General features: G+C 71.1%; 23 protein-coding genes, 1 tRNA gene and 1 riboswitch. Of the genes, 13 read left to right on the top strand and 11 right to left on the bottom strand.

Features of this window, described 5'->3' with window-relative positions; all coding sequences use genetic code 11:
• Positions 1 to 119 precede the first annotated feature (119 nt).
• The 3 genes from carB to carA all read right to left on the bottom strand — a co-directional run bounded on the left by carB (position 120) and on the right by carA (position 5,528).
• Positions 120 to 3,593, bottom strand: a complete 3,474-nt coding sequence (gene carB, locus ACLBXP_RS04575) for a carbamoyl-phosphate synthase large subunit (RefSeq protein WP_447666384.1) — start codon at positions 3,591 to 3,593, stop codon at positions 120 to 122.
• A 187-nt stretch (positions 3,594 to 3,780) separates the two neighbouring features.
• Complete coding sequence (locus ACLBXP_RS04570) at positions 3,781 to 4,155, bottom strand: hypothetical protein (protein ID WP_447666383.1); 375 nt, start codon at positions 4,153 to 4,155, stop codon at positions 3,781 to 3,783.
• Between the two features lie 122 nt (positions 4,156 to 4,277).
• The gene (gene carA / locus ACLBXP_RS04565; RefSeq protein WP_447666382.1) at positions 4,278 to 5,528 is read right to left on the bottom strand and encodes a glutamine-hydrolyzing carbamoyl-phosphate synthase small subunit; all 1,251 of its coding nucleotides are present in this window, start codon (positions 5,526 to 5,528) and stop codon (positions 4,278 to 4,280) included.
• 192 nt (positions 5,529 to 5,720) lie between these two features.
• Here carA and ACLBXP_RS04560 point away from each other — a divergent pair, with 192 nt between their 5' ends.
• The 8 genes from ACLBXP_RS04560 to ACLBXP_RS04525 all read left to right on the top strand — a co-directional run bounded on the left by ACLBXP_RS04560 (position 5,721) and on the right by ACLBXP_RS04525 (position 14,978).
• The gene (locus tag ACLBXP_RS04560; RefSeq protein WP_447666381.1) at positions 5,721 to 6,185 is read left to right on the top strand and encodes a GatB/YqeY domain-containing protein; all 465 of its coding nucleotides are present in this window, start codon (positions 5,721 to 5,723) and stop codon (positions 6,183 to 6,185) included.
• A 125-nt stretch (positions 6,186 to 6,310) separates the two neighbouring features.
• A complete protein-coding gene (gene dnaG / locus ACLBXP_RS04555; RefSeq protein ID WP_447666380.1) occupies positions 6,311 to 8,218 on the top strand; it encodes a DNA primase in 1,908 nt (635 codons plus the stop codon).
• Between the two features lie 256 nt (positions 8,219 to 8,474).
• Positions 8,475 to 10,475, top strand: a complete 2,001-nt coding sequence (rpoD, locus tag ACLBXP_RS04550; protein ID WP_447666379.1) for an RNA polymerase sigma factor RpoD — start codon at positions 8,475 to 8,477, stop codon at positions 10,473 to 10,475.
• 143 nt (positions 10,476 to 10,618) lie between these two features.
• Positions 10,619 to 11,887 carry an adenylate/guanylate cyclase domain-containing protein gene (locus tag ACLBXP_RS04545; RefSeq protein ID WP_447666378.1) on the top strand — a complete coding sequence of 423 codons (1,269 nt, stop codon included), beginning with the start codon at positions 10,619 to 10,621 and terminating at the stop codon, positions 11,885 to 11,887.
• 37 nt (positions 11,888 to 11,924) lie between these two features.
• A riboswitch (TPP riboswitch) is annotated at positions 11,925 to 12,054 on the top strand.
• A gap of 63 nt (positions 12,055 to 12,117) precedes the next feature.
• A complete protein-coding gene (thiO, locus tag ACLBXP_RS04540) occupies positions 12,118 to 13,341 on the top strand; it encodes a glycine oxidase ThiO (protein WP_447666377.1) in 1,224 nt (407 codons plus the stop codon).
• Entirely contained in the window at positions 13,338 to 13,550 is a 213-nt protein-coding gene (thiS, locus tag ACLBXP_RS04535; RefSeq protein WP_447666376.1) for a sulfur carrier protein ThiS, read from the top strand. Before thiO ends, thiS begins: the two co-directional genes overlap by 4 nt.
• Before the next feature lie 4 nt (positions 13,551 to 13,554).
• Entirely contained in the window at positions 13,555 to 14,355 is an 801-nt protein-coding gene (gene thiG / locus ACLBXP_RS04530) for a thiazole synthase (RefSeq protein ID WP_447666375.1), read from the top strand.
• Positions 14,352 to 14,978 (top strand): thiamine phosphate synthase, encoded by a 627-nt coding sequence (locus tag ACLBXP_RS04525; RefSeq protein WP_447666374.1) that lies wholly within the window; start codon positions 14,352 to 14,354, stop codon positions 14,976 to 14,978. The genes thiG and ACLBXP_RS04525 overlap by 4 nt, the downstream gene beginning before the upstream one ends.
• A gap of 13 nt (positions 14,979 to 14,991) precedes the next feature.
• Here ACLBXP_RS04525 and ACLBXP_RS04520 read toward each other — a convergent pair whose 3' ends face one another.
• The 6 genes from ACLBXP_RS04520 to map form a co-directional block, all read right to left on the bottom strand.
• On the bottom strand, positions 14,992 to 15,741 hold the full coding sequence (locus ACLBXP_RS04520; RefSeq protein WP_447666373.1) for a peptidase: 750 nt from the start codon (positions 15,739 to 15,741) through the stop codon (positions 14,992 to 14,994).
• Positions 15,742 to 15,799: 58 nt separating this feature from the next.
• The gene (locus ACLBXP_RS04515) at positions 15,800 to 16,633 is read right to left on the bottom strand and encodes a transglutaminase family protein (RefSeq protein WP_447666372.1); all 834 of its coding nucleotides are present in this window, start codon (positions 16,631 to 16,633) and stop codon (positions 15,800 to 15,802) included.
• 49 nt (positions 16,634 to 16,682) lie between these two features.
• On the bottom strand, positions 16,683 to 17,627 hold the full coding sequence (locus tag ACLBXP_RS04510) for an alpha-E domain-containing protein (protein WP_447666371.1): 945 nt from the start codon (positions 17,625 to 17,627) through the stop codon (positions 16,683 to 16,685).
• A 90-nt stretch (positions 17,628 to 17,717) separates the two neighbouring features.
• The gene (locus ACLBXP_RS04505; RefSeq protein WP_447666370.1) at positions 17,718 to 19,157 is read right to left on the bottom strand and encodes a circularly permuted type 2 ATP-grasp protein; all 1,440 of its coding nucleotides are present in this window, start codon (positions 19,155 to 19,157) and stop codon (positions 17,718 to 17,720) included.
• A gap of 102 nt (positions 19,158 to 19,259) precedes the next feature.
• Complete coding sequence (gene radC, locus ACLBXP_RS04500) at positions 19,260 to 19,970, bottom strand: RadC family protein (protein WP_447666369.1); 711 nt, start codon at positions 19,968 to 19,970, stop codon at positions 19,260 to 19,262.
• A 7-nt stretch (positions 19,971 to 19,977) separates the two neighbouring features.
• The gene (gene map, locus ACLBXP_RS04495) at positions 19,978 to 20,808 is read right to left on the bottom strand and encodes a type I methionyl aminopeptidase (protein ID WP_447666368.1); all 831 of its coding nucleotides are present in this window, start codon (positions 20,806 to 20,808) and stop codon (positions 19,978 to 19,980) included.
• A gap of 221 nt (positions 20,809 to 21,029) precedes the next feature.
• Here map and ACLBXP_RS04490 point away from each other — a divergent pair, with 221 nt between their 5' ends.
• The 3 genes from ACLBXP_RS04490 to ACLBXP_RS04480 all read left to right on the top strand — a co-directional run bounded on the left by ACLBXP_RS04490 (position 21,030) and on the right by ACLBXP_RS04480 (position 22,603).
• Positions 21,030 to 21,287: a zinc-finger domain-containing protein gene (locus ACLBXP_RS04490; protein WP_447666367.1), complete on the top strand. Its 258-nt coding sequence runs from the start codon at positions 21,030 to 21,032 to the stop codon at positions 21,285 to 21,287.
• A 15-nt stretch (positions 21,288 to 21,302) separates the two neighbouring features.
• Positions 21,303 to 22,481 (top strand): FAD-dependent oxidoreductase, encoded by a 1,179-nt coding sequence (locus ACLBXP_RS04485; protein ID WP_447666366.1) that lies wholly within the window; start codon positions 21,303 to 21,305, stop codon positions 22,479 to 22,481.
• A gap of 35 nt (positions 22,482 to 22,516) precedes the next feature.
• Positions 22,517 to 22,603, top strand: a tRNA-Leu gene (locus ACLBXP_RS04480).
• 13 nt (positions 22,604 to 22,616) lie between these two features.
• Here ACLBXP_RS04480 and ACLBXP_RS04475 read toward each other — a convergent pair.
• Together ACLBXP_RS04475 and ACLBXP_RS04470 are read right to left on the bottom strand one after the other, a co-directional pair.
• The gene (locus tag ACLBXP_RS04475) at positions 22,617 to 22,916 is read right to left on the bottom strand and encodes a hypothetical protein (protein WP_447666365.1); all 300 of its coding nucleotides are present in this window, start codon (positions 22,914 to 22,916) and stop codon (positions 22,617 to 22,619) included.
• The gene (locus tag ACLBXP_RS04470; protein WP_447666364.1) at positions 22,916 to 23,140 is read right to left on the bottom strand and encodes a hypothetical protein; all 225 of its coding nucleotides are present in this window, start codon (positions 23,138 to 23,140) and stop codon (positions 22,916 to 22,918) included. Before ACLBXP_RS04470 ends, ACLBXP_RS04475 begins: the two co-directional genes overlap by 1 nt.
• A gap of 168 nt (positions 23,141 to 23,308) precedes the next feature.
• Between ACLBXP_RS04470 and ACLBXP_RS04465 the strand changes: the two genes are divergently transcribed.
• On the top strand, positions 23,309 to 24,430 hold the full coding sequence (locus tag ACLBXP_RS04465) for an asparaginase (protein ID WP_447666363.1): 1,122 nt from the start codon (positions 23,309 to 23,311) through the stop codon (positions 24,428 to 24,430).
• Positions 24,431 to 24,587: 157 nt separating this feature from the next.
• Positions 24,588 to 26,411, top strand: a complete 1,824-nt coding sequence (edd, locus tag ACLBXP_RS04460; RefSeq protein WP_447666362.1) for a phosphogluconate dehydratase — start codon at positions 24,588 to 24,590, stop codon at positions 26,409 to 26,411.

Here is a 26,411-nt window from a genome sequence, read left to right as displayed (position 1 = left end):
TCGCGCCACAATGAAGAAGCCCGGCCGGGAACGTCGCCGTTCCCTCCGGGCCAGGTCGGTTTCGTCTGAACCGCTGGTGACGCGGCCGGCGACTTGGAGCCCCCGCCGCGCGAATGGGTTCAGGCCGCAAAGTATTCCTGCAAGGCACGCACCTGGAGATCGCCCTCGAGATAGGCTTTGATCCCTTCGGCGGCAGCCATCGCGCCGGCTAGAGTGGTGTAGTACGGCACTTTATGCAAGAGGGCCGCGCGGCGCAGGGACCGCGAGTCCGAGAGGGCGCCGGCGCCCTCGGTCGTGTTCAGAACGAGCTGGATATCGCCGTTCTTGATCGAGTCGACCACGTGCGGGCGCCCTTCGAGGACCTTGTTCACCCGCTCAGCCGCCACCCCGTTCTCCTCCAAGAACCGCTGGGTGCCCCCGGTCGCCAGGATCGAGAAGCCGAGGTCCGCCAGGAGGCGGATCGAGGGCAGGATGCGCAACTTGTCGGCGTCCTTGACGGAGACAAAGACCGTCCCGGTCTTGGGGACCTGGGTCCCGGAACCGAGCTGGCTCTTGGCGAAGGCCACCCCGAACCCGCCGTCGAGGCCAATCACCTCGCCGGTGGAGCGCATCTCCGGACCGAGGAGCACGTCCACACCGGGGAAGCGCGCGAACGGGAAGACCGCTTCCTTGACGGCGATATGCGCGAGCGTCTTCGGCGCGAGGCTGAACGCGCCGAGGGGCTCGCCCGCCATGATCCGCGCCGCGATCTTGGCGATCGGCTCGCCGATGACCTTCGCGACGAAGGGGACCGTCCGCGAGGCGCGGGGGTTCACTTCGAGCACGTAGATCGTGCCGTCCTTGATGGCGTACTGGACGTTCATCAGGCCGCCGACCTTGAGCGCGAGCGCCATCGCCCGGGTCTGGCGTTCGAGCTCGGCGATGATCTCCGGCGAGAGCGAGCGGGGCGGCAGCGAGCAGGCCGAGTCACCCGAGTGGATGCCGGCCTCCTCGATGTGCTCCATGATGCCCGCGATGAACACCTCCGAGCCGTCGCAGACCGCGTCGACGTCGACCTCGACGGCATCGGACAGGTAGCGGTCGAACAGGAGCGGGTTCTTGCCCAGCACCGTGTTGATCTGGCCCGTCTTGTCGTTCGGGTAGCGCGCCTTGACCTCCGAGGGGATCAGGCTCGGAAGGGTGTCGAGGAGATAGTCGGCGAACTGCGCCTCGTCGCGGATGATCGCCATGGCGCGGCCGCCGAGGACGTAGCTCGGGCGCACCACGAAGGGCAGGCCGAGATCGGCCGCGACGAGGCGGCTCTGCTCGACCGAGTAGGCGATGCCGTTCTTCGGCTGCTTCATTCCGAGCTTGTCGAGGAGACGCTTGAACTGGTCGCGGTCCTCGGCGAGGTCGATGGCATCGGGCGAGGTGCCGAGGATCGGCACGCCCGCCGCCTCAAGCGCCCGGGCGAGCTTGAGCGGCGTCTGGCCGCCGAACTGCACGATGACGCCGTGCAGCGTCCCGGCCTGCCGCTCCGTCTCGATGATCTCCAGCACGTCTTCCTGGGTCAGCGGCTCGAAGTAGAGCCGGTCCGAGGTGTCGTAGTCGGTCGAGACCGTCTCCGGGTTACAGTTGACCATGATGGTCTCGTACCCGGCCTCGGAGAGCGCGAAGCAGGCGTGGCAGCAGCAATAGTCGAACTCGATGCCCTGGCCGATCCGGTTCGGGCCGCCGCCCAGGATGATCACCTTCCGGGCGTCGGTCGGCTGGGCCTCGTCGACCACGGCTCCCGCGAAGGGCGCCACGTAGGTCGAGTACATGTAGGCGGTCGGCGCCTTGAACTCGGCCGCGCAGGTGTCGATGCGCTTGAAGACCGGACGAACGCCGAGCCCGCGGCGCTTCTCGCGCACCTCGGGCTCCTCCAACCCCGCCAGCACGGCGAGGCGCGCGTCCGAGAAGCCGGCCGCCTTGAGCTGGCGGAAGGCGCCGGGCGTCGCCGGAAGGCCGTGCGCCTTCACCCGGTTCTCCAGGTCGACGAGGGCCTGGAGCTGCTCCAGGAACCAGGGGTCGATCTTGCAGGAGGCGTGGACCTCCGCGTGGCTCACACCGAGGCGGAGCGCCTGGGCGACCTTGAGCAGGCGGTCCGGCGTCGGCGTGCCGAGGGCCGCCTTGATGGCGTTGTGGTCGTCGCCCTTGCCGAGGCCGTCGATCTCGATCTCGTCGAGCCCGGTGAGCCCGGTCTCCAGCGAGCGCAGGGCCTTCTGGAGCGATTCCGCGAAGCAGCGGCCGATCGCCATCGCCTCGCCCACCGACTTCATGGCGGTGGTCAGCGTCGGCTCGGCGCCCGGGAACTTCTCGAAAGCGAAGCGCGGGATCTTGGTGACGACGTAGTCGATCGTCGGCTCGAACGAGGCCGGGGTCGCGCCGCCGGTGATGTCGTTGGCGATCTCATCGAGCGTGTAGCCGACCGCGAGCTTGGCGGCGACCTTGGCGATTGGGAACCCCGTGGCCTTGGAGGCCAGCGCCGAGGAGCGCGACACCCGCGGGTTCATCTCGATGACGATCATGCGGCCGGTCGCGGGGTCGATCGCGAACTGGACGTTCGAGCCGCCGGTCTCGACGCCGATCTCGCGGAGCACCGCGAGGGATGCGTCGCGCATCACCTGGTACTCCTTGTCGGTGAGCGTCAGCGCCGGGGCGACCGTGATGGAATCGCCCGTGTGGACGCCCATCGGATCGACGTTCTCGATGGAGCAGACGATGATGCAGTTGTCGTTCTTGTCCCGAACGACCTCCATCTCGTACTCCTTCCAGCCGAGCACGCTCTCCTCGATCAGGACCTCGTTCGTCGGCGAGGCGTCGATGCCCCGCTCCACGATGTCGAGGAACTCCTCGCGGTTGTAGGCGATGCCGCCGCCGGTGCCGCCCATGGTGAAGGACGGCCGGATGATCGCCGGCAGGCCGACCTCGGCCAGGGCGATCAGAGCCTGCCCGATGGCGTGCTCGCCGTAGCGCTTGCGCCGGTCGCCCTCGGCGCCCTGCCACTTCTTCTCGAAGGCCGCCAGCGCGGCGCGCCGCGCCTCGGGATCGGCATTCTCGGCCTCGATGCGCGCGACCTCGGCGAGGTACCGCTCGCGGTCGGCCTTCTTGGCGGCCGAGGCGTTGGCCAGCGCCGATTTCGGCGTCTCCAGGCCGATCTTGGTCATCGCGTCGCGGAAGAGGTGCCGGTCCTCGGCCTTGTCGATGGCCTCCGCCGTGGCGCCGATCATCTGGACGCCGAACTTCTCCAGGACGCCCATGCGCTGGAGCGAGAGGGCGCAGTTCAGCGCCGTCTGCCCGCCCATGGTCGGCAGGATGGCGTCCGGGCGCTCCTTCTCGATGATCTTGGCGACGATCTCGGGGGTGATCGGCTCGACGTAGGTGGCGTCCGCCATGTCCGGGTCGGTCATGATGGTCGCGGGGTTCGAGTTGACCAGCACGATCCGGTAGCCCTCCTCGCGGAGCGCCTTGCAGGCCTGGGTGCCGGAATAGTCGAACTCGCAGGCCTGCCCGATGATGATCGGCCCCGCACCAACGATCAGGATCGAGGAAATATCGGTGCGCTTGGGCATCGGACGCCTTCGTCACAGGCACGCGCGCCCGCCCTCGAAGGCCGCCAAGATCTGACGGTCCTGAGGCTCGGGCGCGAGCGGCTTGGATTGTCGTTGAGAGCCGCGTTTACACGCAGGCGCGGCCCTTTGAAAGGGCGTGCGGGCCGGCCGCGGTGGGTGCAGCCATGCGCTGCGCGGCGGGCGCGCCTCAGAGCGTGATGTAGAGGGCCGCGACCGCCCGGTCGATCCCGATGTAGAAGATCCCGAACGCGACCGCCGCCGCGGCGGCGAACTCGACCGCGGCGTTCTTCAGGGTCTGCGAGCGGCGCAGGATCTCGCGGCCGAACATCGCCGTGACCCAGCCGATGGTGAGGACGACGGGCATCGCGAACAGGAACGAGAGCGTGCTCTCGACCTGGCCGGCCCCGCCGGCTTCGAGGAGCGCGCGGATGTTGCGGACCCACGGGGCGTAGCAGGCGGCGTAGGCGGCCGTCGTCCAGGAGAGCGCCACCGCAACGCCGAGATGGAAGATGAAGATGCGGTGCAGACGGGAGAAATCGTCCTGCGCGTCGTCCAAGGTCATCGGGCAGCCCCATGCGGATCGGTGGACCCGCCGACGCTGCTTCGAATCGCCGTTCACGGGGTGACCCGCTGCCTGAGCCCGAAACCCGCGCTTTTTGTGACGCGCGGTGTTCGGAGCCCGGCTCAGGCGGGCGTGCGCTCCGTCTCAGGCCGTCCGTCCCGCATCAGGGCGACGAAGCGCTCGAACAGGTAGTGGCTGTCGCGCGGGCCGGGCGAGGCCTCCGGGTGGTGCTGCACCGAGAAGGCGGGCCGGTCGGTCAGGGTCAGGCCGCAGTTCGAGCCGTCGAACAGCGACACGTGGGTCTCGACCGCCGTCTCCGGCAGGCTTTCCGGGTCGACCGCGAAGCCGTGGTTCATCGACACGATCTCGACCTTGCCGGTGGTCTTGTCCTTCACCGGATGGTTCGCGCCGTGGTGCCCCTGGCCCATCTTCACCGTGCGGCCGCCGAGGGCGAGGCCCATCAGCTGGTGCCCGAGGCAGATCCCGAAGGTCGGCACCTTCTCCTGGAGGAGCGCCCGGATCACCGGGACCGCGTAGGCGCCCGTGGCGGCCGGATCGCCCGGGCCGTTCGACAGGAACACGCCGTCCGGCTTCAGCGCCAGGATCTCGTCGGCGCTCGTCGTCGCCGGCACCACGGTGACGTCGCAGCCCGCATCCGCGAGAAGCCGCAGGATGTTGCGCTTGACGCCGTAGTCGATCGCCACGACCCGGAAGCCGGAGCCGGGCTGCCGCCGGCCGTAGCCGCCGTTCACGGCCCAGACCGTCTCGCTCCAGTCGGACGGCGCGCGGCTCGTCACCGGCGGCACGAGGTCGAGGCCCTCCATGGGGGCGAGGGCAGCCGCGCGCGCCTTCAGCGCCTCCCGGTCGAAGGCGCCCTCGGGGTCGTTGGCGATCACCGCGTTCGGCATGCCGCGGTCGCGGATGCGCGCGGTGAGCGCCCGGGTGTCGACCCCGGTGATGCCCACGATCCCGCGCGCCCGCAGCCAGGCGTCGAGGTGGCTCGACGAGCGCCAGTTCGAGGGCTGCGTCACGGCGGAGGCGATCACGGTGCCGCGCACGCCCGAGGCCGGCGCCGCGTCGAGGCTCTCGAGATCCTCGTCGTTGGTGCCGACGTTGCCGATGTGCGGGAACGTGAAGGTGACGATCTGCCCGGCGTAGGACGGGTCGGTCAGGATCTCCTGGTATCCCGTCATGGCGGTGTTGAAGCAGACCTCGCCCTCGGCCACGCCGGTCTGGCCGATGCCGAAGCCCTCCAGCACCGTGCCGTCGGCGAGCACCAGGAGGGCCGTCACCTTCGGCTCGGCCCAGGGTTCCGGCGCGGCGCGCCCGGGCGCCGGGCGGGGTTGCGCGGGGGCGCCATCGTCTTGCAGCATCGGCGTGATCTCGCTTATGTCCGGCCAAGGCCCGGCACCGGCGCGAAGGCGCGCGGCACGGGCGGCGGAGTCGTGTGGCGCTCTTAGCGAGCGGGCCGCGCTCCGGTCAATGTGGCCCTGCCGCGCCGCCGCCTCAACCGACGCAAGCCGCAGGCCACGCATTCGTTTTTCGCAAACTCCGAGGATCCCGAGATGGCACTGCGCGAGCGCTTCACCGCCGAGATGAAGGAGGCCATGAAGGCCGGCGACAAGGGCAAGCTCGCCACCGTGCGGATGATCCAGGCCGCCCTGAAGGACAAGGACATCGAGGCCCGCGGCCTCGGCAAGGACCCGGCGAGCGACGAGGACATCCTCGCGCTCCTCCAGAAGATGATCAAGCAGCGCAACGAATCGGCCGGCGTCTACGAGCAGGGCGGCCGGCCGGAGCTCGCCGAGAACGAGCGCGCGGAGGTCGCGATTATCCAGGGCTTCCTGCCCCGGCAGATGGACGAGGCCGAGACGAAGGCCGCGATCGACGCGGCCGTCGCCGAGACGGGCGCCGCCGGCCCGAAGGACATGGGCAAGGTGATCGGCGCCCTGAAGGCGCAGTATGCCGGGCGCATGGATTTCGCCAAGGCGAGCGGGCTCGTGAAGGCGGCGCTCGCCGCGAAGGGCTGAGGCGTCCGGCGGGCCCCGGTTTTGCCCGCAATCCCCCGCACGGCGCCGGGCGGAGCGGGTGCGCCGGGACTCCGGCCACGCTCGTGCGCTATAGAACGGGGTTCCCGAGCGGAATCCCGAAGCCCGTGCGCTACCCGCCCCACATCCTCGAAGAGATCCGCGCGCGCCTGCCCGCCTCCGACGTGGTCGGGCGCCGCGTCCGGCTGAAGAAGGCCGGGCGTGAGTGGCGCGGGCTGTCGCCCTTCAACGCCGAGAAGACCCCGTCCTTCTACGTGAACGACCAGAAGCAGTTCTATCACTGCTTCTCCTCGGGCAAGCACGGCGACGTCTTCACCTTCCTGATGGAGACGGAGGGCCTGAGCTTCCCCGAGGCGGTGGAGCGGCTCGCGGGCGAGGCCGGCGTCAGCCTGCCGGCGCCGAGCGCCGACACCCGGGAGATGGAGACGCGCCGCCGGGGCGCCCTCGACGTGATGGAGCTCGCGGCCGCCTTCTTCGAGGACCAGCTCCGCGGGCCCCGCGGCGCCGCGGCCCGGGCCTATCTCGACCGGCGGGGCCTCTCGGAGGAGACCCGCCGCCGGTTCCGCCTGGGCTACGCCGCGCCCGACCGCTACGCCCTGCGCGACTTCCTGGCAGGCAAGGACGTCGAGCGCGACACGATGGTGGAGCTCGGCCTCCTCGCCGCCGGCGAGGACGTCGCGGTGCCCTACGACAAGTTCCGCGACCGGGTGATCTTCCCGATCACCGACATCCGCGGCCGGGTCATCGCCTTCGGGGGCCGCGCCATGCAGGCGGAGGCCAAGGCGAAGTACCTGAACTCGCCGGAGACGCCGCTCTTCCACAAGGGTCAGGTGCTCTACAACCTCCATCAGGCCCGCAAGCCCGCCCACGACCGCGGCACGGTGATCGCGGTGGAGGGCTACGTCGACGTCATCGCCATGACGCTCGCCGGCCACCCGAACACGGTGGCGCCCCTCGGCACCGCGCTCACCGAGGAGCAGCTCGCGCTGCTCTGGCGCCACGCCGAGGAGCCGATCCTCTGCTTCGACGGCGACGGCGCCGGCCAGCGCGCGGCCTACCGCGCCCTGGACCTCGCCCTGCCGATGCTGGAGCCCGGCCGCTCGCTCCGCTTCGCGCTCCTGCCCGAGGGTCAGGATCCGGACGACCTCCTGCGGACGGGCGGCGCCCCGGCCGTGGACCGCGTGCTCGATGCGGCGAAACCCCTCGTCGAGGTTCTGTGGGCCCGCGCCACGGAGGCCGCGCCGACCGACACGCCGGAGCGGCGGGCGGGCCTCGCCAAGACCCTGCGCGACGCGGTGGCGGGCATCCGCGACGAGACGGTGCGCCGGTTCTACCGGGACGAGATCGAGGACCGCCTCCGGGGCCTCTCCCCGCGGGGCAATCCGCAACGCGGCGCCTTCCAGCCGGGCGGCCGGGCCGCGCCCTTCCAGAGGAGGCCGCGGCCCGGCGACCCGCCGCCCTCGCCGCGCCTCACCGCCGGCCCGAGCCCGCTGCTGGCCCGCTCCAGCGGCTTCTCGGGCACCGGCAGCCCGCGGGAGGCGATGATCGTCGCGAGCCTTCTCGCGCATCCGGAGCTGATCGGCGTCGAGGCCGAGGACCTCGCAGCCCTCGACTTCGAGGATCCCGACGCTCTGGCACTCCGAGGCTTTCTGCTCGATCGCGCCGCCAACCAGGACGAGCCCGACCCGGCGATCCTGGAGAGCGCGCTCGCCCGGAGCGGCCTCGTCGAGGCGGCCACCCGTCTCGCCGGCCAGGTCATTCCGGGTGATCGCTGGAGCCTGGAGCCCCACGCCGACCCGGTGCGGCTCGAAGACGCATTGCGTCAGGCCGTGATCTTGCACCGCAAGGCCGGAGCGCTAAATAGCGAACTCCGCCAAGCCGAGCGGGCACTCGTCGAGGAGGAGACGGAAGCCAACTTCGCCTGGCTCTGCGACGTGAAGCAGCGACTCGCCGTCATCGCGGGTGCGGAGGCCGAGGCGGACTTGCCGGACGCGGCGGACTCGACCACCTCTTGAGACTGTGCCAATGGCGCTTTCGAGAGCGGGCGCCGCGCGGAACGGCGCCCTGGCACGGGGCTCGTCTGCCGAGGCGGGTTGGCGGGCGGACATCGCCGCATAGTTAACAATCGGTCAAGCGTCTTGCTTGATACCGGTATCCGAGATCGAGGCGGTTCAGGCGAGCGGCCGCCGACCCACACCCATTGCGGCGTCGTTCGCACGAAGCGGCTCCAAAGCTTCGGCCTCGCGCTGCCACGAAAACAATAGGCTGAACATGGCGACGAAGGCAACGGAACGGGACGAGACGGATGCCGCTCCGGAGCAGCAGACCGACGGGCCGCTCCTCGACCTGACGGATGCGTCCGTCAAGCGCATGGTGAAGCTCGCCAAGAAGCGTGGCTACATCACCTACGAGGAGGTCAACGAGGTCCTGCCCGATGGCCAGTCGGATCCGGACCAGATCGAGGACGTGCTCGCCCAGCTCTCCGAGATGGGCATCAACGTCGTCGAGGCCGAGGAGACCGACGAGGCGGCGGCCGAGCGTCCGGCCACCGGCGAGGCGGCCGACGAAGAGGAGGGGGCCGAGGGCGGCGAGGTCGCCGAGGCGTCCCCGAGCCGGGCGGTCGCCGTCCGCGCCGAGACCACCAAGGAGCCGACCGACCGCACGGACGATCCCGTGCGCATGTACCTGCGCGAGATGGGCTCGGTGGAGCTCCTGTCCCGCGAGGGCGAGATCGCGATCGCCAAGCGCATCGAGGCCGGGCGCGAGGCGATGATCGCGGGCCTCTGCGAGAGCCCGCTGACCTTCCAGGCCATCATCATCTGGCGCGACGAGCTCGTGGAGGGGAAGGTCCTCCTGCGCGACATCATCGACCTCGAGGCGACCTACGCGGGGCCCGACGGCAAGAACGCGCCGCAGATGGCCGAGGGCGAGGAGAACGAGGAAGGCGACGGCGACGGCGCGACGCCGCCCGAGGGCGGCGACGACGACGACGACATGGAGAACAACGTCTCGCTCGCCGCCATGGAGGCCGAAATCAAGCCGCGGGTCCTGGAGACCTTCGACGCCATCGCCGAGAACTACCGCAAGCTGCGCCGGCTCCAGAACGAGCAGGCCGGGCGCAAGGCCTCCGGCGAGCGCTCGACGGCTGCCCAGGACACGAAGCAGTCGGAGATCAAGGACGTCGTCGTCTCGGACGTGAAGTCCCTCTCGCTCAACAACAACCGCATCGAGGCTCTGGTCGAGCAGCTCTACGGGATCAACAAGCAGCTCATCAGCCACGAGGGCCGGCTGATGCGCTACGCCGAGACCCACGGCGTCGCGCGCGACGAGTTCCTGCGCCACTACCAGGGCTACGAGCTCGACCCGAACTGGATGGCCCGCGTCGGGAGCCTCGGCGGCAAGGGCTGGAAGAACTTCGTCGAGAAGGGTGGCACGCAGGCCGCGCAGCTGCGCGAGCAGATCGTGAACCTCGCCTCCGAGACCGGCCTGGAGATCGGCGAGTACCGCAAGATCGTCAACATGGTCCAGAAGGGCGAGCGCGAAGCCCGGCAGGCCAAGAAGGAGATGATCGAGGCGAACCTCCGCCTGGTGATCTCGATCGCCAAGAAGTACACGAACCGCGGCCTGCAGTTCCTGGACCTGATCCAGGAGGGCAACATCGGCCTGATGAAGGCGGTGGACAAGTTCGAGTACCGGCGCGGCTACAAGTTCTCGACCTACGCCACGTGGTGGATCCGGCAGGCAATCACACGTTCGATCGCCGACCAGGCCCGCACCATCCGCATCCCGGTGCACATGATCGAGACGATCAACAAGATCGTCCGCACCTCGCGCCAGATGCTGCACGAGATCGGCCGCGAGCCGACCCCGGAGGAGCTGGCCGAGAAGCTCGCGATGCCCCTCGAGAAGGTCCGCAAGGTCCTCAAGATCGCCAAGGAGCCGATCTCCCTGGAGACGCCGATCGGCGACGAGGAGGACAGCCACCTCGGCGACTTCATCGAGGACAAGAACGTCGTCCTGCCGATCGATGCGGCGATCCAGTCGAACCTGCGTGAAACCACCACCCGGGTCCTCGCCTCGCTGACGCCCCGCGAGGAGCGGGTGCTGCGCATGCGCTTCGGCATCGGCATGAACACCGACCACACCCTCGAGGAGGTCGGCCAGCAGTTCTCGGTGACCCGCGAGCGCATCCGCCAGATCGAGGCCAAGGCACTGCGCAAGCTCAAGCACCCGAGCCGGAGCCGCAAGCTGCGGAGCTTCCTCGACAACTGACCGACATGCGGCGGCCCAGCCGGCCGCCGCATTCTTCGCGTCCTGGTGGAGTTCGCTAGGACATGCGTCTTGCGGTAGTATTCGTCCACGCGAACGTCTGCGCGGGCGTTGCCACCCCGACACCGCATTCCCACCTTGGCCATATGCTCGACCACGGCCCGACCCAGAAGGCATCCGCGCCGACCGCCCTTGCCGACGGATCGGAGGCCGAAGGCGTGCCGTTCGGCCTCATCCAGGAATGCGTCGCCCTGCGCGACTGGCTGCTGAGCGAGGGCACGCGCACCCTCGCGGCGGACGACCTGCTCGCGGGGCTCGCCGAGCGGCTGAACGACCTCGACGTGCCGGTGGACCGCGCGAGCACCGCAATCGACACGCTGCACTCCGAATATGCCGGCGTCGGGCGGACCTGGAGCCGGGAGGAGGGCGCGCAGGTGCGCCTGTTCCCCCACGGCGAGGCCTCGGACAAGGCCTACCAGGCGAGCCCGTTCTACACCGTGCACCAGACCGGCGAATGGCTGATCCTCGACCTCGATGAGACGCCCGAGGACACCTACGCGATCCTGCCCGAGCTGAAGGCGGCGGGCTACCGCCACTACCTCGTGGCACCCCTGATCTTCACCAACGGCGCCCGCAACGGCATCACCTTCGCGACGCGCGCGAAGGCTGGCTTCCGCGACGACCACATCGCCATCCTGCGCTTCGTGATGCCGACGCTCGCGGCCGTCATGGAGATGCGCCTCGTCAACAAGCAGCTCGATCAGGTTCTGCGGATCTACGTCGGCGACGAGCCGCACCGGGCGATCCTGTCGGGCTCGATCCGGCGCGGCCACGTCCAGCGGATCCGCTCCGCCATCCTGTTCGCGGACATGCGCGACTACACGCGCACCTCCGCCGACATGACGCCCGAGGAGGCCGTGGACCTCCTGAACATCTTCTTCGACTGCCTCGTGCCGGCCATCGAGCGCGAGGGCGGCGAGGTCCTGAAGTATCTGGGCGACGGGCTGCTCGCGATCTTCCGCGAATCCGGCGACGACCTCGGCGGAGCCGCCAAGGGCGCCCTGACGGCGGCGCAGGCGGCGCTCCACGCCCTCGGCGAGGCCAATGCCCTCAACCGGTTCGCCAAGCCCGTGGCCGCGGGAATCGCGCTCCACCACGGCGAGGCGGCCTACGGCAATGTCGGCTCCGGCACGCGCCTCGACTTCACGGTGATCGGCCGCGACGTGAACCTCGCGAGCCGCATCGCTCGCCTGAACCGCACGCTGGGCGAGCCGCTGCTGATGTCGAAGCCCTTCGTGGACTTCCTGTGGGGCGACCCCGATTTCCTCGGCGAGCACGTGCTCGACGGCTTCGCCGAGCCGATGGGCGTCTACCGCCCCGCCGCTAAGCGCCAGGACAGCCCGGTCCGGGCCTGAGCCCCTTGACCGGGCGCGCCGGACGGCCCAAATCTGCAAGCGTTCCAGGGAGATCCCCGGCAAGGGGCTGAGAAACCGCTGGGCTTCGCCAGATCGGCGAGCGGCGCGGAAATCCTTCGAACCTGATCCGGCTCACACCGGCGTAGGGATTGGACCGCGGGCCCGTGGAGGCCCGGCTTCTCCAGGAAGCGTCGGATACCATCCCTGCGGGCAACCGCGGAGGATCGTCCTTGGCATCCGTGCCGACATCGCCCATCGGACTGCGCCGCGACCCGGTGCGCGCGGCCGACGCCGCGCCCGCGGCTCCCTTGCCCCCACGCGCCGACGTCGCCGTGGTGGGCGGCGGCCTGATCGGCCTGTCGATCGCCTGGCGCCTCGCGGAGGCGGGGCGTTCCGTCCTGGTGCTCGAGCGTGAGACGCTGGGAGCCGGGGCAAGCCTTGCCGCCACCGGCATGCTGGCGCCCGCCGCCGAGCACGAGCCGGGTTCGGACCTCCTCCTGCCGCTGGCCCTCGAATCCCTCCGGCGGTGGCCCGGCTTCCGGGACGCGCTCCAGGCCGCATCCGGCCTCGACATCGATTACCGCGAGGACGGCACACTCGTGCTCGCCATCGGCCGCGACGAGGTGGACCGCCTTCGCTTCCGCTTCGACCTGCAGCGGCGGGCCGGCGTCGCGGCCGAGTGGCTGCCCGGCAGCGAGGTCCGCCGCCGCGAGCCGCTGCTGCGGCCGACCGTGACGGCGGGCCTCCACTGCCCCCTGGATCATCAGGTCGATCCGCGGCGCGTCATGGAGGCGCTGGCGGCGGCCTGCCTGCGCGCGGGCGTCGCAGTGGCCGAGCGCACGGCCGTCACCGGCCTCACGTGGGCCGGCGGGCGCGTCTGCGGCGTCGAGACCGCCACCGGCGAGGTCCGGGCCGACACCGTGATCCTCGCCTCGGGCGCTTGGAGCGGGGAGGGCGGCCTGCTGCCGGAGCGGCTGGCCCTGCCGGTGCGGCCCCTCAAGGGCCAGTCGCTCGCCCTGCGCACCACCCGCCGCACGGGCACGCTCTCCGGCATGGTCTGGACCGAGCAGGTCCACGTGGCGCCGAAGGGCGACGGCCACCTCATCGTCGGGGCGACCGTGGAGGATTGCGGCTTCCGGCCCGGCGTCACCGCGGGCGGGCTCTACGCGCTGCTGGAGGGCGCTCGGCGCGTGCTTCCCGGCATCGAGGAGATGGAGGTCGAGGCCGTCTGGAGCGGCTACAGGCCGACCTCGGACGACGATGCGCCGATCATCGACGCCCTGGCGCCGGGACTGATCGCGGCCACGGGCCATCACCGCAACGGCTACCTGCTCGCGCCGGTGACGGCGGACGCGGTACGCGACCTCGTCGCGGACGGCGCGCTTCCCGAGGTGGCGCGGCCCTTCGGCCTCGCGCGGTTCCGCGAGCCGGACGCGGCGAGGGCGCGCGCATGAGGCTCACTGTCAACGGGCAAACCCGGGACTGCGAGGCGGCCAACATCGAGGCGCTGTTCCGCATCGAGGCCGAGGAGACCGGCCTCGACAGTCCGCAGGGCATCGCCATCGCGCTGAACGGCCGCGTCGTGCGCCGCCGCGACTGGGCCGACACGCCGGTCCGCGAGGGCGACCGCGTCGAGATCGTCCGCGCCATGCAGGGAGGCTAGAACCATGTCGGACACCGTCACGCCGCTGCGTCCGGACCCGGACGACGCCCTCGTCATCGCCGGGGTGCACCTCGCCTCACGGCTGTTCATCGGCACCGCGGGCTACCCGACCCAGGCGATCATGCGCGAGGCGGTGGCCGCCTCCGGGGGCGAGGTGGTCACGGCCTCGATCCGCCGGGTCTCGCTCCAGGGACACGGCTCGGACACCGTGCGCATCCTCAGCGGACGGCGCTTCCTGCCGAACACGGCGGGCTGCGAGACCGCGCGCGACGCGATCATGACCGCGGAGCTCGCCCGCGAGGCGCTCGAAACCAATTGGATCAAAGTCGAGGTGATCGGCGACCGCGAGACGCTGTACCCGGACGTGGCCGAGCTGATCGAGGCCTGCCGCCACCTCGTGGACGACGGCTTCGTGGTGCTGCCCTACTGCAACGACGACCCGGTCGTGTGCCAGCGTCTCCAGGACATCGGCTGCGCCGCAGTGATGCCGATGGGCTCGCTGATCGGCTCGGGGATGGGCGTCGCGAACCCGGCCAACATCGAGCTGATCTGCCGCCGCGCGAGCGTCCCGGTCATCGTCGATGCCGGCATCGGGACGGCCTCCGACGCGGCGGTCGCGATGGAACTCGGCGCCGCCGCCTGCCTCGTCAACACCGCCGTCGCCAAGGCGGACGATCCCGTGCGGATGGCGCGCGCCATGCGGCACGCCGTCGAGGCTGGCCGGCTCGCGCACCTCGCCGGTCGCATCCCCCGCCGGGGCCGGGCGGAGCCGTCGAGCCCGCAACTCGGCCTCGTCGGCTCGTGAGGCCGCTGCCCGCCCCCGTCCTGGCGGTGAGCGACCGCCACGGCTGCGCGGCCGGGCTGATCGACACCGCCCGGGCGCTCCTCGACGGCGGCTGCCGCTGGCTCTGGTTCCGCGACACGGACCTCGACCCGGCGGAGCGCCGGCGCATCGCCGAGGACCTCGTCGTGCTGGTCCACGCGGCCGGCGGCGCGCTGACGATCGGGCGCGACGCCGCCCTCGCCGCGGCGATCGGGGCGGACGGCGTGCATCTCCGGGCCGGGGCTGGGCCGGAGGCGATCGCCGCGGCCCGCCGCATCCTGCCCGAGGCCGCCCTCGTCGGCGTCTCGGCGCACGGGGAGGACGAGGTCTCGCGGGCGCGCTCGGGCGGCGCCGACTACGCCACCCTCAGCCCGATCTTCGCGAGCCTCAGCAAGCCCGGCTACGGACCGGCCCTCGGGCCCGCCGCCATCGCCACGGCGAGCGCCCACGGCCTGCCCATCCTGGCGCTGGGTGGTCTGACGCCCGCGACCGCCGCGGCCTGCCGCCACGCGGGCGCGGCCGGGATCGCGGTGATGGGCGGGCTGATGCGGGCGCCGAGCCCCGGCCTCGCGATGCGCGAACTCTTGGCGGCGTGGCAGACGTGAGCCCCGTGCCGTCCTACTTCGCCGCCGGGCCGTAGGGCGGGCGCGGGATCGCCCGGTGGGCCGCCCGCAGGGCCGCCGACCAGCGCTCGCGCAGGTCGTGGAAGTAGGTCTCGCCGGCCTCGATGCGGTGGTTCACCTCGAGGTCGAGGGCGTTGCGCCGCGCCACCGCGATGTCGATCGGCAGGCCGACCCCGAGGTTCGAGCGCATCGTGGAGTCCATCGAGACGAGGCCGACCTTCAGCGAATCGTAGAGGTCGGTCTCGAACTTCACGGCCCGGTCGAGGATCGGCTTGCCGTACTTGTGCTCTCCGATCTGCAGGAAGGGGGCGTCCGTCGAGCACTCGATGAAGTTGCCGGCCGAGTAGATCAGGAACAGGCGCATCGGCTCGTCGCCGATCTGCCCGCCGAAGAGCAGCGACACCGAGAAGCGCAGGTTTGCGGCCTCGAAACCGGCCTTCTCGATTTCCCGGACGCGGCGGATGGCGCGGCCGATCAGCTGCGCGGCCTGGAACATGGTCGCGGTCTCGACGAGCCGCACGGGCGGCTCGCCGCTCCCGTCGCTGATGCCCTCGCTGAGGAGGCTGAGCACGGACTGCGTGACGGACAGGTTGCCGGCCGAGGCCAGCATCATCACCCGCTCGCCCGGCACGTTGAAGTGGTGCAGCTTGCGATAGGTCGAGATGTCGTCGAGGCCCGCATTCGTGCGGGTGTCGGCGATCATCACCAGCCCTTCCTCCACGAGGACGCCGACGCAGTAGGTCATCGTACCGGGTCTTTCCTTGGCCGCGTCCGGCGGCCCGCGGCGGCGGCGGCGCGGACGGTCAGGAGCAGGATTGCGTTGCTGCCTGTGCTTGCTCCACGCACAGCTTCACGTCCAGCGTCTCCGTGCCGCCGCCGGTGCGGCTGCCGCGGATCGGCGCCGCGCCGAGAAAGTCGAGCCCGATCGCCACGCGGATGTAGCCCTCCGCCGCCGCGACGCCGTTGGCGGGGTCGAAGCCGACCCAGCCGAGGTCCGGCACGAGGGCCTCGGCCCAGCCGTGGCCGGATTCGTGATCGACCGCCCCGTCCTCCATCCGGTAGTAGCCCGAGACGTAGCGGGTCGGGATTCCGAGGTGGCGGGCCGCCGCGATGAAGACGTGAGCGAGATCCTGGCAGACCCCGCCCTTCGCCTCGAAGGCCCTGGCGGCCGTGGTGCTGGCGCTGGCAGGCCCTGGCGTGAAGGTCATGCCGTCGTGAACGGCGGCGAGAAGGCGGTGCAGAGTCGGCAACGGGGCCGCGTCCCCGGCGCCTCCGACCGCGTCCGCGAAAGCCTGGATCTCGGCGCTCGGCGCCACGAGGTCGGTCTCGCGCAGGTAGAACGGATCCGGCAGGCGCTCCGTGGCGCCGCGCACGATGCCGTGGGTGTCGTTGGTGTCCACCTCGCCGGTCACACGGATGACGAGGGCGTCCGCCGCATCGTCCGCGGTGAACCAGTGGACGATGTTGCCGAACCCGTCCTCGCGCTCGGTCAGGCGCCCGTCCACGGACGGCTCGATGCGCCACTTGCGGACGTACTGCCCGTCGTGGTCGCGGGGCGTCATGCGCAGGACCTGGATCAGGCCGCGGGCCGGCTGCTCGTAGGTGTAGATGGTCTCGTGGACCACGCGAATGCGCATCGGGCCTCCCTGTCGGTCGCTGGATCCTCGCGCCGCCTCGCGGACGGCCTCAGACCAGATACTGCTCGATGATCGCCGCGCCCACCCTGTTGTTCTCCTCGATGAAGGCCGCGACGAACTCGTGCAGGCCGGCCGCGAAGATCCGGTCGATGTCCTCGCTCTCCAGGCGGGCGAGCAGGTTGCCGGCGAGCCGCTGGCCGGCGCCCCGGCGCCCGTAGGCGTCGGCGATCAGGTCGAGGTGCTCGACGATCACCCCGTAGCAGTTGGCGAAGGAGCGCGGCATCTGCCGGTTGAGGATGAGGAGGTCGGCGACGAGGAGCGGCTTGATGCTCTCCCGGTAGACCCAGTGATAGGCGTTGAACGCGGAGACCTCGCGCAGGATCGTGGTCCACTGGAAGTAGTCGAGGCTGCCGCCGATGGTCTCGTTGGCCGGCAGCAGAATCTGGTACTTGACGTCGAGGATGCGGGCCGTGTTGTCGGCCCGCTCGATCGCGGTTCCGAGCCGCGTGAACCAGTAGGCGTCGTTGCGCAGCATCGTCCGGTAGGCCGAACCGTCGAAGGTCAGCGAGATCTTCTTCACCCAGTCGAGGAAGTGCGAGAACTCCTCACGGCTGAGGTCGCGGCCCTCGTAGTTCCGGAGCTCGAGCCAGGCGCCGTTGATCGTGTCCCACATCTCGGTCGTCAGCGCGGTGCGCACGCTGCGGGCGTTCTCGCGGGCGGTCTCGATGCAGGAGCGGATGGAGGAGGGGTTGTGCTGGCTGAAGGCCAGGAAGTCGCAGACCGTGTCGGCGTTGATGCCGTCGTAATGCGGCTTGAACGCCTCGATGTCGCCGGCCGAGGCCAGGGCGGAGGCCCACTCGTTGGTCTCGCCGCCGCCGTAGCTCGTCGGCAGGGCCGCGAGGCGGTGGGCGGCATCCAGGATGCGGGCGACGAACTCGGCGCGCTCGACGTAGCGCGAGAGCCAGTAGAGGTTGTCTGCGGTCCGGGACAGCATGGGCGTATCGCTACCGGTCTCTCGAGGTCGCCCGACGGGGCGGAACAGGGACGTGCGGGCCGCGCAGCGGGGCGGCCCTGAGGGCGCGGCTCACGCGTCCAGGACCCAGGTGTCCTTGGTACCACCGCCCTGGCTGGAGTTCACCACGAGGGAGCCCTCCTTGAGCGCCACGCGGGTGAGGCCGCCCGGCACGATCCGGATCTCGTCGGCGCCGCACAGCACGAAGGGGCGGAGGTCGACGTGCCGGGGCGCCACCCCGGAGGCCACGAAGGTCGGGCAGGTGGACAGCGACAGGGTGGGCTGGGCGATGAAGCCGTCCGGCGCGTGGCGCAGGCGCCGGCCGAACTCCTCGATCTCGCGCTTCGTCGCGTGGGGGCCGACCAGCATGCCGTAGCCGCCCGAGCCGTTCACCTCCTTCACGACGAGGTCGGAGAGGTTGTCCATGACGTAGGAGAACGCCTCCTTCTCGCGGCAGCGGTAGGTCGGCACGTTGTGCAGGATCGGCTCCTCGCCGGTGAAGAACTTCACGATCTCCGGCATGTAGCTGTAGACGGCCTTGTCGTCGGCCACCCCCGTCCCGACCGCGTTGGCGAGCGTCACGGTCCCGCGCTCGTAGGCGTTCATCAGGCCCGGCACGCCGAGCACCGAGTCCGGACGGAACACCAGCGGATCGAGGAAGTCGTCGTCGAGGCGGCGGTAGATCACGTCGATCCGGCGCGGCCCCTCGGTGGTGCGCATGTAGACGACGTCGTCCTTGGTGAAGAGGTCGGACGCCTCCACGAGCTCGACGCCGAGCTTGTCGGCCAGGAACGAGTGCTCGTAGAAGGCCGAGTTGTAGCGGCCGGGGGTGAGCAGCACGCAGGTCGGATCCCGGGTGGCCGTGGTCGGCGCGAGGCTCCGCAGCGTTGCGAGCAGCGCGTCCGGATAGTTCTCCACCGGCGCGACCCGGTGGCGGGAGAACAGGTCCGGGAAGAGGCGCAGCATCACCTCCCGGTTCTCCAGCATGTAGGAGACGCCCGACGGGATGCGGGCATTGTCCTCCAGCACGAAGAAGTCGTTCTCGCCGGTGCGCACGATGTCGATGCCGGCGATGTGCACGTAGAGGTCGTGGGGCACCCGGAACGAGCGCATCTCCATCCGGTAATGGGCGTTCCGGTAGACGAGGTCGGCCGGGATGATGCCGGCCCGGATGCATTCCTGGGCCCCGTAGACGTCCTTCAGGAACGCGTTGATGGCCGTGACGCGCTGCTTCAGGCCGCGCTCCAGGAAGCCCCACTCGGGCTTCGTCAGCACGCGGGGGATGATGTCGAAGGGAATCAGCCGCTCGGTCGATTCGTTGTCGCCGTAGACCGCGAAGGTGATGCCGATCCGGCGGAACAGCAGCTCGGCCTGGCTGCGGCGGGTGTGGAAGTCGTCGGACGGCGTCTGGTCGAGCCAGGCCTTGAGCTGGCCGTAGGCGTCGCGCACGGCCGCGGCGGCCGCGGGTTCGTCGCCATGGCCCGTCATCTCGTCGAACGCCGTACGCGCCATATCGCCCCTCCCAGACACGGCAAACTAGAGGCAAGAGATGCGCCACGCCAAGGGGAACGTTGAGGGCGGGGCCGGTGCCGCCCAGCAGAACCCCTTACAAACCTAGATCAACTTGAGTCCTTTCAAGCTCGCGTGCCCGCTTCGCCCGAGGATGATGTGATCGTGCACCACGATCCCCAGTGGATCGAGGGCCGCCACGATCTCCCGCGTCATGCGCACGTCGGCGCCGGAGGGCGTCGGGTCGCCGGAGGGATGGTTGTGGGCGAGGATGATGGCGGTGGCCGACAGCTCGAGGGCACGGCGCGCCACCTCGCGGGGATAGACCGGCGTGTGGTCCACGGTGCCGCGCCCCTGCACCTCGTCGGCGATGAGGTGGTTGCGCCGATCGAGGAACAGCACGCGGAACTGCTCGCGGGCTGCGAACGCCATGGTGGCACGGCAATAGTCGAGCACCGACGACCATGCCGAGAGGAGCGGGCGCTCGGCGATGGCGCCGCGCGCGAGGCGGTGGCCGGCCGCCTCGATGAGCTTGAGATCGGCGATGATCCCGGGGCCGATGCCCTCGACTTCGGCGAGGCGCGCCGGCTCGGCGCTGATCGTCTCGGCGAAGCTGCCGAAGCGGCGGATCAGCGCCTTGGCGAGCGGTTTCACGTCGCGACGCGGGATCGCTCGGAACAGGGCGAGCTCCAAGAGCTCGTAATCGGCCAGCGCCTCCGCGCCCCCTTGCGCGAACCGGGCGCGCAGGCGCTCGCGATGGCCGAGGTAGTGCGGTTCCGGCTCCGCACCCCCGTCGGCGGCTCCGGGGCCGGTCACGGCGGCGTCAGGCCGTCGCGAGGCCGGGCTGGTGCAGACCCTTGGGCGAGACCGTGAAGATCTCGACGCCGGTCTCCGTCACCCCCACGGTGTGCTCGAACTGGGCTGAGAGCGAGCGGTCGCGGGTCACCGCGGTCCAGCCGTCCGAGAGCACCTTCACGGTGGGCCGGCCGAGGTTGATCATCGGCTCGACCGTGAAGAACTGGCCGGGCTTGAGGGGCACGTCGTAGCTCGGCTCGACGTAGTGCAGGATGGTCGGGGCGTCGTGGTAGGTGCGCCCGAGGCCGTGGCCGCAGAAGTCGCGCACCACCGAGCAGCGCTCGGCCTCCGCGAACGTCTGGATCGCCCGGCCGATGTCGTTCGTCGACCCGCCGGGCCGCACGGCCGCGACGCCGCGCATCAGTGCCTCGTAGGTGATCTCGCACAGGCGCGCGGCCCGGCGCGCCACCTCGCCCACGTAAGCCATCCGGCTCGAATCGCCGTGCCAGCCGTCGAGGATCAGGCAGATGTCGAGGTTGACGATGTCGCCCTCGCGCAGGGGCTTGTCGTTCGGGATGCCGTGGCAGACGACGTGGTTGATCGAGGTGCAGATCGACTTCGGGTAGCCGCGGTAGAGCAGCGAGGCCGGGTAGGCGCCGTGGTCCATCGCGAACGTGTAGGCGAGGCGGTCGAGTTCCTCCGTGGTCACCCCGGGTTGCGTCGCCTCCATCAGGAGATCGAGGGCCTCCGCCGTGAGCCGGCCGGCGCGGCGCATCCCCGCGAAGGCCTCGGGCCCGTGGATCGGCGGCTCCGGGGCGCGGCGCGCACCCTGCGCGGTCGCCTGGTCTTGCTGGGTCATCGGGGGCGGGTCTTCGTGGGAAGGATTGGTGGATCCCCTATGTACGGTGCCGGGCGAAGGGCGCCAAGCGCCGACCTGTCCGATCCGCACGCCGGGGCGCATCTTGCCGCGCGGGCTAGGCTTGCGCAGCCCGAGGCGCTAGAGCGATGGGCCGAAGCGATGGGCGGGCCGGGCGCTGGACCCCGGCGGCAAACGGGCGGCCCGGCGGGCCGGATGGCGCGATGGCTGACAGGGCGGTTCCTCACTTCCACAACGACATGGGCGTGGCGGTGATCCACGTCGGGTCGCGGGAGTTCATGTGCATCGGGGCGCTGCCGCCCTTCGACCACCCGCACGTTTTCCTCGACATGGGCGCCGACCACGAGCTGATCTGCCAGTACTGCTCGACGCTCTACCGCTTCCGCCCGACCCTCAAGCCCGGCCAGGCCGACCCGGCCGCGAGCGTCTGGGACGACCGCAAGGCGCTCGCGGCCGAGTAGGGCGCGGCCCCCGCCGTGCCCCCCCTCGACATCGCCATCGTGGGCGCCGGCATCGGCGGCCTGACGGCGGCCCTCGCCCTGGAGCACGCCGGGCATTCCGTCACCGTGATCGAGCGCCGGACGGGCTTCAGCGAGGTCGGCGCCGGCCTCCAGATCTCCCCGAACGCGAGCCGCGTGCTGATCGGCCTCGGCCTCGGCGCGGCGCTGCGGCGGGCCGCCACCGAGCCCTCCGGCGTCGTCGTGCGGGCGCTCGCGACGGGCCGGGAGATCGGCGCCGTGGCGCTCGGGCAGGCGGCGGGCGCGCGCTACGGCGCACCCTACTACGTCGTCCACCGGGCCGACCTGCAGACGATCCTCCTCGACGCCGTGCGCGCCCGGCCGCGGATCCGCCTGATGGTCGGCCGCGACCTCGTCGGCCTGAGCGAGACCGCCGAAGGCGTCACCCTGTCGCTCGAGAGCGGGGCCCGCAGCGAGACCGTCGCGGCCGACCTCGCGGTCGGGGCGGACGGCCTGCGCTCGCGCGTGCGCGGCCACCTTGACGGGCGCCCCCTCAGCCAGGGACGGATGGCGGCCTGGCGGGCGATCGTCCCCCGCGAGGCGGCGCCGGAGGCCCTGCGGGGCGGCGCCACCGGCCTCTGGCTCGGGCGCGGCCGGCACGTGGTGCACTATCCGATCCTCGGCGGCGACCGCCTCAACGTCGTCGCCATCGTGCCCGAGCGGCAGGGCGACGAGGACTGGGGCCGCCTCGGGGAGCCGGCGGTGCTGCGGGCGCAGTTCCGCGACGCGGCGCCGGACCTCGCGGACCTCCTCGGCCTGCCCGATTCCTGGCTCGTCTGGTCCCTCGCGGAGCGCCGCGCCGCCCGCCCGATGGCGCGGGGCCGGGTGGCGCTCCTCGGCGACGCGGCCCACCCCGTCCTGCCCTTCCTCGCACAGGGGGCGGCCCTCGCCATCGAGGACGCCGCGGTGCTCGCCCGCTGCCTCGCCGCGCCGATGCCCGAGGCCCTCGCGGCCTACGCGGCCGCCCGGGGACCCCGAGTCCGCCGCGTCCAGCGCGCGGCCCGCAGCAACGGCCGCACCTATCACGCCGGTGCCTGCCTCGGGTTCGCCCGCAACCTCGTGATGCGCCGCCTCGGCCCGGACGGCATGCGCGACCGCTACGCCTGGCTCTATGGTTGGAACCCGGACGCCGCTTGATCCGTGGTGAAGCTGGAGCTACCGATCCCGCTCGCGCGGACGTGGCGAAACCGGTAGACGCACGAGACTTAAAATCTTGCGGCCGCAAGGCCGTGCGGGTTCGAGCCCCGCCGTCCGCACCAATCCTTCCGGCTCTTAGCAGCCGATGCAGATGTCGCGCACGGGATGCTCCCGCTTGGGGCCGGTGCGCTGGTTCGGAAGCGCTCCTCCCAGCGGTTGCGGCACGGCGCGGTGGAGGAGGGGTCGCGGCGCGCGGGTGTCGGAGGCGGGCGCTGCCACGCTCTCGGGCGGCGGAGCGGGGAACTGTGCCGTGCGGTAGAACGGGCTGTCGCGCCCGAGGCCGGCCGGCGCGGCGGCGACGCCCGTCGCACTCAGGGCGACGACGAGCCCGGCCGCGATGGGGCCGGAGCGCAGCGCGGCCCGCCCGCGGTCCATCAGACGGCGGCCGGCAGGTCCGCGACGGGCAGGGCGAGCGCCTGGGCGGGCTCGGCGGCCTGGCCCGGGTGCTTGCGGGTCATGTAGTAGAGGCCGACCGCGTGCCAGAAGGCGCCCTGCTCCTCGCTCGTGCGGCGGGACAGCGTCGTCGCCATCCGGTCCATCGCGGCGCTCGCCGCCTCGTTGCCTTGCAATTCCTGGAGGAGGTTCGCGAGGTTGAACATGTCGGTGCTCCCGCTCGGCGACAACTCGGGTTAACGTCGTGGCCGAGCTTCGGATCCCGAACGCCGTTCGGGACGGCCGGAGCCGGTTTCGCCGCCCGGGCCTGCCTGGCCTTCCTCTTGCCTTTCGCCCGGGGCTGCCGCCCCCGGCACCGCCCCAAGGTTCGCCGAATGCTCCGAGACCCCTGCTCGCGCCTTCTCCGTGCTGCCGCCGTCGCGGCTCTGCTGCTGTCCGCAGCCCTGCCGTTCGGCCCGCCGGCCGAGGCCCGCGAGATGCTGGAGGCCGGCAGCGGCACCGCGCTCCGCAAGCCGAACGTCGTCATTCTGGCCACCGGCGGCACCATCGCGGGGGCGGGCGCCGATGCCAGCAACAGCGCGACCTACCAGGCCGCCAAGGTGCCGGTGGACAAGCTGATCGCCGCCGTGCCCGCCATGGCGAACGTCGCCAACGTGCGCGGCGAGCAGGTCTTCCAGATCGCGTCCGAGAGCTTCACGGACGCGCAGCTCGTGCAGCTCGCCAAGCGCGTGTCGCAGCTCCTCAAGCAGGACGACGTGGACGGCGTGGTGGTCACGCACGGCACCGACACGCTGGAGGAGACGGCCCTGTTCCTGAACCTCGTGGTGCGGAGCGACAAGCCGATCGTGGTGGTCGGTTCGATGCGCCCCTCTACAGCGACCTCGGCGGACGGCGCCCTCAACCTCCTCGATGCCGTCACGGCGGCGGGAAGCAAGGAGGCCGTGGGCAAGGGCGTCCTCGTCGCCATGAACGACACCATCTTCTCGGGGCGCGACGCGACGAAGCGCACGAACATCGTGCCGAGCGCCTTCTTCAGCCAGTGGGGCCCCCTCGGCATGGTCGTCGAGGGCAAGACCTACTTTTTCCGCGCCTCCACCAAGCGCCACAACACGAGCTCGGAGTTCGACATCGACACCATCGACAGCCTGCCGCTGGTGGCCATCGTCTACGGCTCGGGCAACATGATCCCGGGGCTCTACGACGCCGCCGTCCAGGCCGGCGCCAAGGCGATCGTCAACGCGGGCACCGGCAACGGCTCGGTGGCCGGCTACCTCGTGGACAAGCTCAAGGAGATCCGGTCGAAGGGCACGCTGATCGTGCGCTCGGCCCGCGTGCCGGACGGGTTCGTGCTACGCAACGCCGAGCAGCCCGACGACACCTACGACTGGGTGGTGGCCCACGACTTCAATCCGCAGAAGGCCAAGATCCTCGCCGCGGTGGCCCTGACCAAGACCAGCGACACCAAGGAGTTGCAGCGAATCTTCTGGGAGTACTGACGGCCGTGGATCGCGGGGCGGCCCCACCGCCCCGCGAACGCGGATGAAGCTGCAGCGGCGCTGTAAACGTTTACAACGCGAGGCCGACGCCTTAGAAGGATTGAAAGTTTGCAGGCGCGGCGGCGCTCCCGGCGCCGCCCATGCGGGAGGTCGGTCCATGACAGAGATTCATCCCGAGGTCGCTGCCGTGACGGCGCGGGTGATCGAGCGGTCGCGGCCGTCTCGGCAGGCCTATCTCGACCTGATCGCCCGCGAGCGCGACGAGGGCGTGCATCGCCCCAAGCTCGCCTGCGGAAACCTCGCCCACGGCTTCGCGGCGGCCGGCGAGGACAAGGCCGCCATCCGCTCGGGCCGCGCGATGAACATCGGCATCGTCACGGCCTACAACGACATGCTGTCGGCCCATCAGCCCTACGGTCGCTATCCGGAGCAGATCAAGCTCTTCGCCCGGGAGCGGGGGGCCACCGCGCAGGTGGCGGGCGGCACGCCGGCCATGTGCGACGGGGTCACCCAGGGTCAGCGCGGCATGGAGCTGTCCCTGTTCTCGCGCGACACCATCGCGCTCTCGGCCGCGGTTGCGCTCAGCCACGGCATGTTCGACGGGGCCGCACTCCTCGGCATCTGCGACAAGATCGTGCCGGGCCTGCTGATGGGCGCGCTCCGGTTCGGCCACCTGCCGACGATCCTGATCCCCGCGGGCCCGATGCCCTCGGGGCTCGCCAACAAGGAGAAGCAGCGCATCCGCCAGCTCTACGCCGAGGGCAAGGTCGGCCGCGAGGAGCTGCTCGAATCCGAGTCGGCCTCGTATCACGGCGCGGGCACCTGCACCTTCTACGGCACCGCCAACTCCAACCAGATGATGATGGACGTGATGGGCCTGCACATGCCGGGCGCCTCGTTCATCAACCCGGGCACGAAGCTCCGCCAGGCGGTGACCCGCGCCGCGATCCACCGCCTCACCGAGATCGGGGCCGACGGGAACGACTACCGGCCCCTTGGCCACTGCGTCGACGAGAAGGCGATCGTCAACGCGGTAGTCGGCCTCCTCGCCACCGGCGGCTCCACGAACCACGCGATCCATCTGCCGGCCATCGCGCGTGCGGCGGGCATCGTCCTCGACTGGGAGGATTTCGACCGGCTCTCCAGCGCTGTCCCGCTCATCGCCCGCGTCTACCCGAACGGCTCCGGGGACGTGAACCACTTCCACGCGGCCGGCGGCATGAGCTTCGTGATCGCGGCGCTGATCGAGGCGGGCCTCCTGCACGACGACATCCTCACCGTCGCGGGGAGCCGCCTGCGCGACCACGCCCGCGACCCCAGGCTCGCGGGCGAGGACCTCGTCTTCGAGGATGCGGTGCCGGAGAGCCTGGACGACGCGATGCTGCGCCGGCCCGCCGCACCCTTCCAGCCCGATGGCGGCATGCGCCTCGTGCGGGGCAATCTCGGCCGCGCCACCTTCAAGACCAGCGCCGTCGAGCCCCATCGCCGGACGATCGAGGCGCCCGCCCGCGTCTTCTCCGACCAGGACGCCGTCCTGCAGGCCTTCAAGGCAGGCGAACTCGAACAGGACGTGGTGGTGGTCGTGCGCTTCCAGGGCCCGCGGGCCAACGGGATGCCGGAGCTGCACAAGCTGACGCCGCCCCTCGGCGTCCTCCAGGATCGGGGCCACCGGGTGGCGCTGGTGACGGATGGCCGGATGTCGGGCGCCTCCGGCAAGGTTCCGGCCGCGATCCACCTCAGCCCCGAAGCCCTGGGCGGCGGGGTGATCGCCAAGATCCGGGACGGCGACATCGTGCGCCTGAGCGCCGAGGACGGCATCCTCGAAGTGCTGGTGGACGAGGCCGAGCTCGCCGCGCGCGAGGTGCCCCCGGCGCCTCCGCCGGGTTCCGGCACGGGCCGCGAGCTGTTCGCGTTCATGCGGCACGGGGCGGACGGCGCCGAGCAGGGCGCCTCGGCGATGCTCGCCGGCGCGGGCCTCTGA

It is taken from the genome of Methylobacterium sp. A54F (assembly GCF_053346035.1).
The sequence above is the reverse complement of the archived record's forward strand: the minus strand, read 5'-3'. Positions and strand labels throughout refer to the sequence as shown.